The organism is Actinomadura monticuli (assembly GCF_041463655.1).
GTDB lineage: Bacteria > Actinomycetota > Actinomycetes > Streptosporangiales > Streptosporangiaceae > Spirillospora > Spirillospora monticuli.
In genome coordinates this window covers 721,655-735,984 of sequence record NZ_JAXCEI010000001.1, presented here as the reverse complement: position 1 = coordinate 735,984, position 14,330 = coordinate 721,655, and the positions used below count along the sequence as shown (strand labels likewise).

11 protein-coding genes are annotated in these 14,330 nt (G+C 70.1%); 8 read left to right on the top strand and 3 right to left on the bottom strand.

The window, feature by feature from the left end:
* Positions 1-108: 108 nt before the first annotated feature.
* The gene (locus SM611_RS03555; RefSeq protein WP_371947319.1) at positions 109-720 is read right to left on the bottom strand and encodes a TetR/AcrR family transcriptional regulator; all 612 of its coding nucleotides are present in this window, start codon (positions 718-720) and stop codon (positions 109-111) included.
* Positions 721-793: 73 nt separating this feature from the next.
* Between SM611_RS03555 and SM611_RS03550 the strand changes: the two genes are divergently transcribed.
* The 8 genes from SM611_RS03550 to SM611_RS03515 all read left to right on the top strand — a co-directional run bounded on the left by SM611_RS03550 (position 794) and on the right by SM611_RS03515 (position 8,033).
* Entirely contained in the window at positions 794-1,549 is a 756-nt protein-coding gene (locus SM611_RS03550) for an SDR family oxidoreductase (protein ID WP_371947318.1), read from the top strand.
* A gap of 325 nt (positions 1,550-1,874) precedes the next feature.
* A complete protein-coding gene (locus SM611_RS03545; protein WP_371947317.1) occupies positions 1,875-2,696 on the top strand; it encodes a glycoside hydrolase family 26 protein in 822 nt (273 codons plus the stop codon).
* Positions 2,697-2,758: 62 nt separating this feature from the next.
* Complete coding sequence (locus SM611_RS03540; RefSeq protein ID WP_371947316.1) at positions 2,759-3,217, top strand: nuclear transport factor 2 family protein; 459 nt, start codon at positions 2,759-2,761, stop codon at positions 3,215-3,217.
* A 90-nt stretch (positions 3,218-3,307) separates the two neighbouring features.
* Positions 3,308-4,528 (top strand): hypothetical protein, encoded by a 1,221-nt coding sequence (locus SM611_RS03535; RefSeq protein ID WP_371947315.1) that lies wholly within the window; start codon positions 3,308-3,310, stop codon positions 4,526-4,528.
* A complete protein-coding gene (locus SM611_RS03530; protein ID WP_371947314.1) occupies positions 4,528-5,307 on the top strand; it encodes an SDR family oxidoreductase in 780 nt (259 codons plus the stop codon). Before SM611_RS03535 ends, SM611_RS03530 begins: the two co-directional genes overlap by 1 nt.
* Positions 5,308-5,320: 13 nt before the next feature.
* Entirely contained in the window at positions 5,321-6,481 is a 1,161-nt protein-coding gene (locus SM611_RS03525; protein WP_371947313.1) for a sulfotransferase family protein, read from the top strand.
* A 170-nt stretch (positions 6,482-6,651) separates the two neighbouring features.
* Positions 6,652-7,089 carry a BBE domain-containing protein gene (locus SM611_RS03520; RefSeq protein WP_371947312.1) on the top strand — a complete coding sequence of 146 codons (438 nt, stop codon included), beginning with the start codon at positions 6,652-6,654 and terminating at the stop codon, positions 7,087-7,089.
* 158 nt (positions 7,090-7,247) lie between these two features.
* The gene (locus SM611_RS03515) at positions 7,248-8,033 is read left to right on the top strand and encodes a class I SAM-dependent methyltransferase (RefSeq protein ID WP_371947311.1); all 786 of its coding nucleotides are present in this window, start codon (positions 7,248-7,250) and stop codon (positions 8,031-8,033) included.
* A 10-nt stretch (positions 8,034-8,043) separates the two neighbouring features.
* Here the strand turns inward: SM611_RS03515 and SM611_RS03510 are convergent, their stop codons facing one another.
* Positions 8,044-9,921 (bottom strand): arabinofuranosyltransferase, encoded by a 1,878-nt coding sequence (locus tag SM611_RS03510; protein WP_371947411.1) that lies wholly within the window; start codon positions 9,919-9,921, stop codon positions 8,044-8,046.
* 52 nt (positions 9,922-9,973) lie between these two features.
* Entirely contained in the window at positions 9,974-13,756 is a 3,783-nt protein-coding gene (locus tag SM611_RS03505; RefSeq protein WP_371947310.1) for a bifunctional glycosyltransferase/CDP-glycerol:glycerophosphate glycerophosphotransferase, read from the bottom strand.
* Positions 13,757-14,330 lie beyond the last annotated feature (574 nt).

Here is a 14,330-nt window from a genome sequence, read left to right as displayed (position 1 = left end):
GGTCAACGGACGTGTGACTGAACATCTGTCGTTCGGAAGAGCCTGTGTTGTGGCAGTTGCGGCGTCGTCAGTAGCACACGTGCACGGCTCTGCGGGGGGGGATTACGGTCAGGTTGGGGCTTGGTCGGGGAGTGGCCAGGTGTTCAGGGCTTGGGCTGCTATTTGGGTCAGGGTCTCTTGGGTGGCGCCGTCTCGGGCTTGTTGGGACATGCCTTGGATGACTGCGGCGAAGTAGTGGGCGAGGGCTTTGGGGTTGGCTGTGGAGGGGAGCTCGCCGTCACTCTTGGCCCTCTGTAGGCGGGCCTCGAAGCGCTTCAGGTTGGTGTTGCGTAGGTCGCGTAGGTACTTCTCCACCTCTGCGTCCTGCGGGGTGACGTTGGTGGCGGCGCTGATCGTCAGGCAGCCAGCCGGGTGGGATCGGTCGGAGTAGATCGCTGCGGCCTCGCGGAGGATGCGGGCGAAGGCCCCGCGAGCGGTGGGTTCTTCGGTGAGGGCGTTGGAGATGAATGCGCCCTCTGGTGAGCGGCCGTACGCCTCCACTGCCTCTCTGAACAGGGCCTTCTTGTCGCCGAAGGCCGCGTAGAGGCTGGCCGGCCTGATGCCCATCGCACCCGTCAGATCCCCGATGGACGTCGCCTCGTAGCCGCGCTCCCAGAACAGGTGGACGGCTGCGTTCAGTGCTGTGTCCCGGTCGAACGTGCGGGGGCGTCCTCGTGCCATGGGCCTCATTGTAGAGCGCCCGCTCAAGAAGTCGTGTTACGGTTTCTTGAGCGATCACTCAAGAAGGAGCGTAATGGGTACGTTGGACGGCAAGGTCGCGCTGGTCACCGGTGGCAGCCGGGGGATCGGGCGGGGGATCGCCGAGCGCCTCGGGAGGGACGGGGGCGTCGTCGCCGTCGCTTATGCGCGGGAGCGGGCGGCGGCCGAGGAGGTCGTTGAGCGAATCCGCAAGGACGGCGGGCAAGCCTTCGCGATCCAGGCCGAGTTCGGGCGGCATGGTGATGCCCGTGCGTTGTGGGACGCCTTCGATGCGGCGGTCGGGCGGCCTGGCGTCGACATCATCGTGAACAACGCGGCCATCGGTCGCAGTTCGGATCTGGAGTCGCTGACCGAGGACGAGTTCGACCGGCTCTTCGCCGTGAACGTCCGGGCGCCTCTCTTCGTCGTCCAGCAGGGCCTTTCGCGGCTGCGGGACGGTGGGCGGATCATCAACATATCCAGCGGCGCGGCCTCGATCGCGTTGCCGGACATCATGGCCTACGGAGCGACCAAGGGGGCGCTCGACACCCTCACGCTCAACCTCGCCCAGCAGCTCGGGACGCGGGGGATCACCGTGAACTCGGTCGCGCCCGGCATCGTGGACACCGACACCAATGCCGGATGGTTGCGGGGAGATCAGGAGGCGCAGGCGCACGCCGCCTCTATGTCCGCGCTGGGACGGATCGGGCAGCCCGAGGACATCGCCGGTGTCGTCGCCTTTCTCGCGTCCGATGACGCCGGTTGGATGACAGGGCGGGTCGTCGACGTGACCGGTGGCGCCGGGTTGTGAGGGCTGGTGACGTCCGCCCTCGTGGTCTCCGTGAGGGCGGACGTCGCGTTGAGGGTGGCCGGTGGTGGCGAGGACGGGCGGGCCAGGGGCGGCGGTTTGTCGTCGGTGCAGTTGGCCTGCGACTGCCCGTCGGCGTCCTGACGTCGCCGGACGCGGAGGGGAGGAGTTGCTGGCTGGGGTGGTCGGCATCCTCACCTGGGGGTGTATGGAACGCGAGGGTGTGGGTCGGGAGGCTGGGTTAGAGCTTCTGGTCTTGCTGGAGCTGGGTGGTTCCGGGTGGCCTGGGCGGGGTCCTGTAGGCGTCCATGGCACGGGGAGGGCCGGGGTGGCGGAGCGGGACGGGATGCTCGTCGGGGCTAGCAGTCTGTCGCTGGCGGGCGATGACTTCGGGGATCTGGACGCGGCGGCCGGGCCGTTCGCCGTCCGGCGGTCGTATGACAAGGGGCTTCCTGAGAGTTGGGCCGAGTCGGTGGCGGGCATCGACGTCGGGAAGCGGGTGTCGGTGTGGTCGTGCAAACCCGATTTGGGGCAGCTCGCGGGCAAGGCGCTCGATCGGAGGCTGCGGGAGTTCGTGGAGTCCATTCCCGACTCGCATGCCGCGTTCCTGACCTGCTGGCACGAGCCGGACGGCAAGATCCGCAAAGGGCAGTTCACGCTTGAGGAGTACCTTCCGGCGTTCCGGCGGTTCTGCAAGGTCGTCAAGTCGGTGGGGAAGCCCCGGGTGTACACGGCGCAGATCGTGGAGGCGTGGTCCGGGCAGCGTCCCAAGAAGGGGTCTACGTACGCGGACCTGTGGCCTGGGGACGGTTACGTGGACGTGTACGGGGTCGACGGCTACTCCAACACGGGGAGTGCCGGGGAACTCTGGGGGCCGGCGGTGAAGTTCGCCGGTTCCAAGGGGATTCCGTGGGGGATCGCCGAGGTGGGGTGCGCCCGGAAGATCGACACCTCGTGGATGGTGGTGCAAGCCGCCTACGCTGCCAGGACGTCCGCGGGCGGACGGCGGGAGCAGTGCGCCTTCCTGTGCTGGTTCTCCAACCCGACGGGCGGTGTCGTTCCCACGCCGGGGGCGAACAGGGCGGCGCAGGCCACCGCGAAGAGGATCTCGAAGAAGTACTACACCCATCCCGACGAGTACGCGCTCTGACAGCCGGGCGAAAATAGAACCTGTTCTTGTCTTCTCGGGTCGCACCGGTCAGTCTTGGGCGCATGGATCTGGTTGCCCTGGAAGAGATTCGGCGGCTCAAGCACCGGTACCTGCGGTGCGTGGACCTCAAGCTGTGGGACGAGTTCGCCGAGGTGTTCGCCGAGGACGCCGTGGCCGAGTACGACACGCCCGTGCTCAAGAAGACGCTCAGGCTTGAGGGCCGGGACGCGATCGTCCAGTACATGCGGGAGAACCTGGACGGCGGGAAGATCAGCGCGCATACGGCCGGGTGCCCGGAGATCGACATCGACGGGGACCGGGCGACCGGGATCTGGTCGCTGGACGACACGATCATCATTCCGGAGCACAGGCTGCTGATCCGGGGCGCCGCGTTCTACCACGACGTCTACCGGCGTGAGGGCGGGCGCTGGGTCGTGGAGAAGACCGGGCACCGGCGGACGTACGAGTACATGATGTCGCTGGACGACGCGCCGAGCCTGAAGTTCACGACCTCCCATTGATCGGGACTCCGGCGTTGACCCAACTTAGAACTGGTTCTAGGTTCTGGGGCTCGGTGTCGCGATCTCGACGGCGTCCTTGAGGAGAGCCCGGTGGCCACTGACTCAGACGAAGGCAAGACCGACAGCTTCGAAGCCGCGACGCGCGCGTTCGCCGATGCGGTCGTCGAGGCGGAGCGCATCATTCGCGGCGCGCCGCATGTGAAGACCGACCAGGACCTCGCGGAGGGGCTCGACTACCTCGCGGGGAGCATCAAGGCGTCGCTGCACATGGTCGGGGCCTACCAGCAGGACTATCCGTTCTTCGCGTCGTCCACCGGGCCGTACACGAAGTTGGGGCTAGACAACCCCGACACGTTGTACTTCCACGCGTACATCAGGGACGACGCCGAGTACGTGGTGACCGGGCGCCGGGGGACGACCGCTGATCTCAGCTTCCAGGTCATGAACGGTGACTACTCGCCGACGCAGTCGCCCGACAGTCTCACCGCGTTCGATGACCGTGAACTCGACATCGCCGAGGACGGGTCGTTCCAGTTGCGGTTCGGCCCGCCGAGGGACGATGCCGGGCCCGGGTACGTCGCTCTTCCGGCCGGGGCCGCGATGCTCATCGTGCGGGAGGTGTTCAGCGACTGGCAGAACGAGCGGCCCGGTGAGATCAGCATTCATCGGGCGGACACGCTCGGGACGTCGCCGCTGTCCGTCCCCTCGGAGCGGATGGCCCGGCGGTATCAGGTGGCCGGGAAGATGCTGGTCTCCAGGATTCGCACGTTCCTGGCATTCCCCGAATGGCATTACCTGCGGCTGCCCGTCAACACCCTGACCGAGCCGCGGCTGACGCCCGGCGGGCTGGCCACGCAATTCTCTTCGGTCGGGCATTACGACCTGGACGATGACGAGGTCATGGTCATCACCGCGCCGGCCGCCGACCGGGAAGTGGCGCCCTACCAGGGGTTCCAGCTCGGCAGCATGTGGTACATCTCGCTCGACTACATCAACCATCAAACGAGCCTCACGGCCGACCAGGCCCGGGTCGACGAGGACGGGAAGATCCGGTACATCGTCAGCGAGCGCGATCCGGGGCTGGCCAACTGGATCGAGCGGACCGGGCATCGGCGGGGCTATCTGCAATTCCGCTGGCAGCGGGTTACGCGCGACCTCACGCCTGAGGACGGTCCCACTGCGGAAGTCGTCACGTTCGACGAACTGCCGCGCGTTCTCCCGTTCTATGAGAAGCAGCGCATCTCGGCAGGGGAGTGGGCGGAGAAGATCGCCGGCCGTCAGGTCGCCGTCGCGAAGAGGATGCTGGGCTGATGGCGCTGCTCGAAGACAAGGTCATCGTCGTTTCCGGGGTCGGGCCGGGCCTGGGGCGCGGGCTCGCCGTCCAATGCGCCAAGGCCGGCGCCGATGTGGTGCTCGCCGCGCGCAACGAGGAACGGCTCACCGAGGTCGCCAAGGAGGTCGAGGATCTCGGGCGGCGTGCGGTCGCCGTTCCCACCGACATCAACGACGCGGCGGCCTGCGAGCGGCTCGCGGCGACGGCTCAAGAGGCGTTCGGACGCGTGGACGGCCTGATCAACAACGCTTTCGCGACGCCGCCGCTGACCGACCTGATGAAGGTCGACCTCGATGCGGTGCGGGCCGGGTTCGAGACGAACGTGCTGGCGGCGCTGCACCTGACCAGGTTGTTCGTGCCCGCGCTCGAAGAGCGCGGCGGGTCGGTCGTGATGATCAACTCGGCGGTGCTGCGGCATTCGCGGCGGACGTTCGGCGCCTACAAGATGGCCAAGGCGTCGTTGCTCGCGATGACGCAGAACCTCTCGACCGAGCTGGGGCCGCGCGGCATCCGGGTCAATACCATCGCCCCCGGATACATCTGGGCCGACAACCTCCAATGGTATTTCAACCACCTCGCCAAGAAGCGCGGCGTCACGATGCAGGACGTCTACGACGAGAACGCCGCGACCACCGACCTGCGCAAACTGCCCGAGCCCGACGAGGTCGCCGACGCGGTGGTGTTCATGCTGTCGCCGCTGGCGCGGGCGGTCACCGGGCAATGCCTGGACGTCAATTCCGGCGAGTGGCACCACTAGGAAGGGCGCACCGATGAGCGCAGGTCGCGACAGTGTCGGAACGATCGAGGATCTCCACGCGTCCGCCCGCAAGGTCACCGGGATGGACGACTTCGGCGGTGACGACTACCTGGACGGGCTGAAGGTTCTGCTGGAGTCCCTGAGGATAGACGCCGGACTCACACCGCTCGGGAACAAGGCTCAGCGGGCGATGCTGCGCGGCGCGCTGGCCGCCCGGCAGTTCTCCGAGGCGGCCTGGAAACGGCATCCGGAGCACGCAGAGGTTCCCGTCGAACGGCCCGTTTTCGTTACCGGCCTGCCGCGGACCGGCACCACCGCGCTCCACCGGCTCCTCACCGCCGACCCCGCCCACCAGGGGCTCGACCTCTGGCTCGCCGAAGTGCCGCAGCCGCGCCCGCCCCGGGAGAAATGGGCGGACGACCCCATTTTCCAAGGCATCGACGCCGCATACCGCCGCCACCACATCGAGAACCCCGAGTTCATGGGCGTCCACTACATTTCGGCGGACTCCGTCGAAGAGTGCTGGCAGCTTCTCCGGCAGAGCATGCTCTCGATCTCCTTCGAAAGCTTGGCGCACCTGCCGACCTACTCGGCCTGGCTCGCCGAGCAGAACTGGACGCCCGCCTACGCCCGGCATCGCCGCAACCTTCAGCTCATCGGCCTGAACGATGTCGGGCGGCGGTGGGTGCTGAAGAACCCCAGTCACCTCTTCGCCCTGGACGCGCTGCTCGACGTCTACCCCGACGCGCTCATCATCCAGACCCACCGGACGCCGCGCACCGCGATGGCGTCCATGTGCAGCCTCGCAGCGCACGCCACCGACGGATGGTCGGACGTGTTCACCGGCGCGACGCTCGGCCGCGACCAGCTCGACCTGTGGAGCCGGGGGCTCGAACGATTCCGTGAGGAAAGGGCGCGGCGCGATCCCGGGCAGTTCGCGGACGTCCACTACGACGACTTCGTCCGCGACCCGATCGGCACAGTCGAGGCCGTCTACACGCGCTTCGACCTGCCGTTCACCGACGAGGCACGGACCGCGATGACGCGGTTGCACGATGAGAGCCGCACCGGTGCCGCCAAGCCGGCTCACCGCTATTCGCTGGAAGACTTCGGTCTCACCGTCGGGCAGGTGGACGACCGTTTCGCCGACTACATGGCCGATCTGCGCGCCTGAGCGGAACACCCATGCTCGTGCCGAGCGGGCACGGCGTGCGGAGCGGGCACGGCTTGCCGAGCGGGCGCGGCGTGCGGCGCAGGAGTCCCGTGTAACTCAGTGAACGGCCGGCCGCCCTGGCGGGCCGTTGCGGAGTCCCCGGACGGCCGGATCGGCCTGGGCTTGTCCCCGTGGCGGCGAAGGGGGCGTTCTCGCTGAGGGGGCCGACACAGAAGAAGGACTTCACCTCGCTGCTCACTTCCTTCGGGACGTACTTCCGCGACAACCAGGACCCGGCCAAGTCGGCCGGGAAACTGTTCGCCCTGCTCGCGCTCAACCACCACTGCAACGGCCAGATCGGGCTCACGGCCCAGGTGGACATCGACGACAAGGACGGGGTCGCGACGATGGACGCATTCCTCGCCAAGATGAACAGCGGCATGAAGGCCGAGCCGACGGCGATGCGGACGTTCATGGGGGAACGCCCGACCCTCGGGCATCTGAAGATTCCGAGGGACATGCCGTGGCTCACGCTCTACTACAAGGACGCCTACCCCAGGCTCCAGAAGGTGAAGCGCCGCTGGGACCCGCTGAACGTCTTCCGCTACAGCCAGTCCATCAAGCCGTAGCGGGACGGTCATCGTCCGACGTCATCCCAGGTACCCGGCGGCTCGCCGGGTGCCCGGACGGTCGGGGACGGGGCGCTCGGCACCGCGCGGTAGCACGCGCGCCGACCGGGGTAGGGCACCCACGGGACCTGTCGACCGGCCATTGGGGGATGAGCCTGATGACGAAACCGCCGCCGCGCACGCAACGGAACCGCGCGAGCCTGGCCTACAAACTCCGCTACGCGACGCGGAACCCGGACAAGATCAGGACATATCTGTCCAGGGTGAGCCGCGACGTGAAACTGCGCCTCGCCAATCGCGGCCATGTGGCCTACTACCGGGCCGTCATGAGATCGGACGCGGCCAAGAGCCCCGAGGCCGCCGTGGGCAGCTCCACGCGCGACCGCTGGCTGAAACTGGGTCAGATGCAGTTCGACTACCTGCTCCAGCACGGGCTCAAGCCCGGCGACCGGATGCTGGAGATCGGCTGCGGCAATCTGCGGGCCGGGTGGCGGTTCATCGACTACCTGGACGCCGGCAATTACTACGGCGTCGACATCTCGCCCGACATCCTGCTCGCCGCGCAGAACACGCTCGTCCGGCAGGGCCTCCAGGACAAGCTTCCGCATCTGTCCCTCGTCGACGACCTGAAGCTGAGCTTCCTGCCGGAGCGGCACTTCACGGTCGTGCACGCGCACAGCGTCTTCAGCCATTCGCCGATCGAGGTCATCGACGAATGCCTCGCGCACGTCGGCCGCGTCCTCGCCCCCGACGGCTTTTTCGACTTCACCTTCGACCGCACCGAGGGAAGCGAGCACCACGTCCTGCGCGAGGACTTCTACTACCGCACCGAGACGCTGACCGGGCTCGCCGAACGCCACGGCTTCACCGCCCGTTTCATGGACGACTGGGAAGAACTCCCGCACGGCCAGTCCAAGATCCGCGTCACCCGCCCCGACGCCTGACGGCGCCGCGTCAGCCCGCCCGGCGGATGGCGACGACGGTGTCGTTCGGCAGCGTCCGCACCGTGAAGTGGGTCGGGGCGAACTGGGCGGGACGGAAGCGGACGTCGCCCCACACCCACGACGACGCCGAGGCGGCGCGCAGGACGAACACGTCGATGCGGCCGAAGCGGGTGTTGGCGGATGCCGCGGCGAAGGCGTCCGGGTCGGGGATCGCGGCCAGGGCGGCCAGGGCGGCGTGGCGGTCGTCCCAGAGGGTCGTGCTGGACGCGGCCGTCCGGTCGACGGCGATGTAGCCGGGCCATGGCAGGTAGGCGAACAGCCGCTCGTCGTAGGAGAGGGTGCGGGGCGCGGCGTCGGCGCCCAGGACCCCGGCCACCGCGTTGCGGATCGGCGTGACCGGGAACCAGCGCGTGGTGGGCCGGGCGGGCGCGTAGCGGGGGAGGCCGCCGTCCGGACGGGGTTCGGTGTGGGCGAGCGTGGCGTAGCGGCGGGTTCCGCCGGCCGCGGCGACGTCGCTGGTCGGGGGCGTCCAGGAGTGCCAGTACGTGAACGCCGACCAGCCGATCAGGCCGGCGAGGGCGGTGGCGGTGACGCCGTGCGGGATGGTGTCGCGGGTCGCGAGGCGGCGGACCAGTCCGGGCGCGGCCCGGACGATGGTGAGGACGCCGGCGATGGCGAGCACCACCGTGATCATCCGGGCGGTGTGGTAGTAGAGCCCGGTGTGCCCGGTGACGATGTAGCGGGACGCGGCGACGGCGCGGTACAGGTAGGCGCTGGCGACCAGGCAGAGCAGCGGGGTGGCCCACCAGGCGGCGCGGCGGTACCAGATGACGCCCAGCAGGCCGACGGTCTGCAGCACGCCCAGCGGGGTCACGGCCAGGAACGGGAACGGCTCGCCGGTGATCGCGGGCGCGGGGAACTGGTCGGACACCATCTGCCCGCCGTCGCGGAGCAGCGCCAGGCCGTAGGGCACCACGTACCAGCCCGCGGTGACGGCGGCCACCGCGACCACCTTGCCCAGGTACGCCAGGTAGCGGCGGCGGTCGTCGGCGGCCCGCCAGGCGAGCCAGGCCAGGACGAGGATGCCGGCCGCGCCCCACAGCACGAACCCCAGGTAGGTCGCCACGACGAGGCCGCCGAGGACGCCGGCCGGCAGCCAGTGCAGCCGGCCGCGCGGCGGGCGGCCGAACGTCGCCGCGACCCACGGGACGAACACGGCCAGCGCGACGACCTCGTGCGCCTTGCGCGGATCGGCGAAGGTCGCCAGCGCGGCGGCGGAGACGGCGAGCGCGGCGGGGGCGGGCACCAGGCGCGCCCAGAGCAGGAACGTCACGAGCACGGCGCCCGAGATGGTGAGGGTCTGCGCGTCGCCGAGGACCCGCCAGGCGTCCACGTCCAGCAGCGCCGCCCCCCGGCCGACGAGCCACGGGAACAGCGGCGGGTACTCGGTGGCCGTCCCGGCGACGATGCCGTCCGTCGGGACCGCGGTGGCGGTGTAGCGGGTGGCCATCGCGCTCATCCGGCCCTCGTCCCCGACCAGGCCGGCGAAGCCGAACGGGGTGCCGTGCAGGCTGGTGCGCAGGGCGAGCGCCACCCACGCGGCCAGCAGCCCCGCCGCGATCCCGGATGCCGCCTCGGTGCGGGACGCGTCCCGCCGGACCGCCGCGAACGCCAGTCCGGCGGCGAGGAGGAGGCCGCCGACCGCGATCGGCAGGACCGCCCCCCGGGGCGTGAACGGGTTCCGGCCGGCGACGTCCGGCAGCAGCATCGCGATCGGTGTCGCCACGGCCCACGCCGCCACGGCGAGCGCGGCGGGACTCCGCACCGTCACCGCGAGCGCGGCGGGATTGCGCATCGTCCGCCCTCCGGCGGCCTCCACATCGACCATCCGCACCCCGACCTCCCCCTTCAGCCGAATCGCGTCCCGGCGGCCCGTGCCGTCAGCCGGACTTGAGTATGCGGTCGACGACCCGGCTGGCCGCCTTCCCGTCGTCGAGCTCGCAGAAGCGCCGCGCGAACCGCTCGTAGGGGGCGGCGTAGGAGCGTCCGACCTCGTCGATCGAGCGGAGGGCCTCGATCACCTCGTCGGACGATCCGAGCAGCGGTCCCGGCGCCTCGTTCTCGAAGTCGAAGTAGAAGCCGCGCAGCTCGTCGCGGTAGTGCTCCAGGTCGTAGGTGAAGAACAGCATCGGGCGGCCGGTGTTCGCGTAGTCGAACATGAGGGACGAGTAGTCGGTCATCAGGACGTCGGCGACCAGGAACAGCTCGGCGATGTCGGGGTACGCCGAGACGTCCCGGACGAAGCCCCCCGCGACCTCCGGGACGGTGTCGACCACGTTCGGGTGCCGCCGGACCAGCAGCACATGGTCGTCGCCCAGCTCGGCCGCCGCCCGGCCGAGGTCGAGGCGCATGTCGAGGCGGTACTTCCCGGGGCCGTAGAAGCTGTCGTCCCGCCAGGTCGGCGCGTACAGGACGGCGCGCTTGCCCGGCGGCAGGCCGAGCCGCTCGCGGACCAGCTCGGCCAGGACGTGCCGGTCCGGTGACGCGAGCACGTCGTTGCGCGGATATCCGGTTTCGATGAGTTCGCCCTCATAGCGGAAGGCCCGCCGCAGGATCGGCGTGCTGAAGGCGTTCGGGGAGACCAGGTAGCTCCAGCTCGGCGTCTCCTTGGCCACCTTCTCCAGGTAGCGGGTGTTCGCGAACTGCACGTCCTCGATGTCGAACCCGATGTGCTTCAGCGGCGTGCCGTGCCACGTCTGGACGACGACCTGGCCGGGACGGCGGACGAACCACTCGGGAAGGTGCGCGTTGGTGACGATGTAGCGGCTGCGCGCCATGGCCTCGTACCACTCGGCCCCCCACAGCCGCACGGGACGGGCCGTCTCGGGCAGCTCCACCTGCGCGTCGCGGACGACCCACAGGTGCTCGACGTCGGTGTCCCTCCGCACGAGCTCCTCGTGGATGGCGCGGGGGCTGTCGGAGTACTGCTTGCCGGAGTAGCTGACGTAGAGCACCGCCGGGCGCAGGGACGCGGCGCGACGGGGCGCGTGGTAGTGCCGGGCGCGGGTCCGCGCCTGGCGGTAGGCGCCGCGCTCGTCCGGCCGCAGATCGGAATGGACCTCCACCACCGGGACGTCGTACCCCTGCTCACGGAAGATGTAGCGCCGGCCGTCCAGCGTCGTCTCCACCGGCAGCCGTTCCAGGGCCGCGTGGTCCAGCGGGACGGCGAGGCTCGGCCCGGCCGGGTGCGTCCCGTCCGCGGACGGGCGGACCCTGATGTCCCATTTGCCGGCCGCCAGCGGCAGGACTCCGCCGAGGGACGGCAGCCGGCTCAGCGGGAGTTCGGCGCTGAACCGGCCGTCCGCGCGGGACAGCGGGAACGCGTGCTCCTCCTTGCGGTCGCGGCTGCGCAGCACCAGCTCGGCCGCGTCGGGGGCGCCGTCCGGCCAGTCGCCGGCCAGCACCAGCGTCCCGTCCTGCCCTGGGGACGCGCCGGTGAGCAGCGGGCGGGGCGTGCGGGCCTTCAGGCCCGCGTAGCCGTGCCTGGAGCGGTAGACGACGAACTCCTTGCCGGCATGGGCGTACAGACCCTCGGGGACGCCGTCGTCCAGGACGATCCTGACCAGCTCGTCCGTCGCGGCCGGATCGTGGGGCGCGTGGTCGTCCGCCGGGGCCGGGTCATCGTGGGGCGCGGGGTCGTCGGCCGCGTCCGGGCCTTCGGCGGCGCCGAAATCGTCCGGTGCTCCGGGGCCGCCGGCCGCCTCGGGGTCGTCGGCGGAGGCGAAGCCGTCCGGCGGCGCGGGGCCGTCCTCAACGGCGGAGGCGTTCGCCGCCGCCCGTTTCGCCGCGGCCTTCACCGTCGCGGGGTCGCTCGGGAGGCTCAGGTCGAGCCGCCAGCCGACCCCCTCGTCGGGCTCGGCGCCGCCGGGCCGGCCGCCGTGGGGCATGTCGTCGATCAGCTCGCCGAGCGGGACCCGGACCCGGAAGCCGCCGGCGGTGCCGTCGGGCGCGACCGGGTAGCGGTTCAGCAGCGTCCCGGGCCGCCTGCGCACGACGACGGCGGCGCCGTCCGGCACCCCGCCGAGGATCGTTCCACGGATCTCCACCGAGCCGTCGACGACGTCGTGGCCGGTCAGGCGGGCCCGCACCGTCTCCACCCGGAGCCGCAGCGTGCCGCCGCGCGTCACCAACGGGATGACACGCACGTCCTCGGTGACGTAGTGCCAGTCCGGGTGCGCGCCGCTGCCGGAGGGCGCCGCCGCAAGCGCGCCGCGCCGCAGCAGGCCGCGCTCGTAGACGCCCGCCGCGACCAGCCAGGTCCCGTCGACGTACCGGCCGCCGCGCCGCAGCCGCTTGGGGTCGATCGTGGCGGAGAAGCCCGACCACACGTGGCTGTGGTCCGGGTCGCGCGCGACGTCGTCGGCGTCCGGGCAGCGCCGGGTCCACGCGGGGATCACCCTGGTCGCGCCGCTGCCCGTCTCCCGGACGCCCACGACCTTGACGGACGACCAGGGGAAACGCGTCCCGACGTTGGCGATGAAGGCGTGCCCGGTGATGTGCAGCTTGCCGTCCCGCCATGTCGCCTCGTGCAGCTGGGCGCGGGCCGTCAGCTCCTCGCCGAGCCGGAACACGCGGCGGGGAATGCGCAGCCTGCGGTCCCCCCAGAACGGGTACCGTGCGTAATGGCGCCACCACCGGCGGGTCACCGGAATTCGCAGTCCGCGGCGCTCGTACTCCAGCACCCGCAGCGTCTCCGGTACCAATCCGCGGCCGACGAGGTGCCACTTCAGGCGCAGGATGGCGGGTAGATCGTTCAAAGCCGTACGGTCGGCCTGCTCCAGAAAGCCCTGCGCCAGTTCGACGAAACGGGCGCGGAACTCGTCGTCGGCGTCGCCCAGCACATTGAGGAAGATCCGCAGGTCGCTGCGCAGCGCCACCGCGTCGTATTCGCGCTTGCACGCGCGCACTTTCGGTTCCGGACGCGAGCCCAGGAACCGGCTCACGGTCTCCACCGCCGCGAAGCGGTCGGTGACCGCGGCGATCTCGGTGCGGCGCTGGGTGATGGACAGGTCGCCGCCGACCCGCTGCCGCCAGTAGTAGACCGGCTCGCTCACGACGTCGACGGAGGAGGCGAGGAAATGCGCCGGCAGCGTCACCGGGATGTCCTCGTACAGGACGCCCTCGGGGAACCGGAACGCGTGCTCGTCCCAGAACCGGCGGCGGAAGACCTTGTTCGGCACCAGCCGGTCGTACATCAGCAGCTGGTCGCGGGTGACGTGCGTGCGCAGCCGCGTCGTCCCCATCGGGCGGCGGTGCATCGGCGACTGCACGAGCCCGTCGTCGGACAGCAGCTGGACGTTGCCGGAGGCGATGTCCGACCCGGTCCGCTCCAGGGTCCCGACCAGGAGTTCCAGCGCGTAGGCGGGCAGCACGTCGTCGCTGTCGACGAAGGCGAGGAAGCGGCCGCGCACGAGCGCCGCGCCCACGTTGCGCGCGTGCCCGAGCCCGCCGTTGGGCTGCTGGACCAACCGGAACCGCGGATCCCGGCCGGCGAAGGCGCGGGCGATCTTCGCGCTCTCGTCCGTCGATCCGTCGTCGACGAGGACGACGTCCAATTCGCGGATCGACTGCCGGGCGATCGAGGCCAGGCATTCCTCAAGATACGGCTCGACGTTGTAAATGGGCACTACAACGCCTACACGCGGCTCCGGCTCAGTTGTCATGAACGGTGCCTCCCGTCCCCCGTCGGCGATTTCCCTACCCCGTTGTTAGACGCCTGCTCAGGCCATGTCGATCACACGAGCCGAAGATCACTGGGCCGATCCGCTCCTCCCGTCCGCAACGCCCGTGGAATTTGGGGTTACCGCATTGATCGGCGCCTAACCTCCCCGTCCACGCTGACTTCGTGCTTGCTCGATTTTTGTGCCCGACTAGGCTCCGGATTGGTCCCCGCCGACCCGCCGCGGCACTGCCGGCGCGCGGGCCACTCCGGTCGCCCGAGGCGGGCGCACCCGCGGACGTCGCCGGTGGACGGCGCCGGCCCGCGGGACCGTACGCGCTGTTAGCGATATCAGGACGCCGCGTCAAGGCCCGGCCGGGGTCCTGTCATACCGCCGGGGGGATTGACACCGCAGTGAGTTAGCGCAAACATTCGTGACACGCGCCACATGGACGGAGGTGGACGAGTCCCCGGTACCGCTTGCGTCCAGAGGCATCACGTCACCGAGCCCGTCGCCGTCGTCACCGCCCGAGTCCGAGCGCCCTGCCGCAGGAGACTCCCGAGCAGCTAAATGTTAG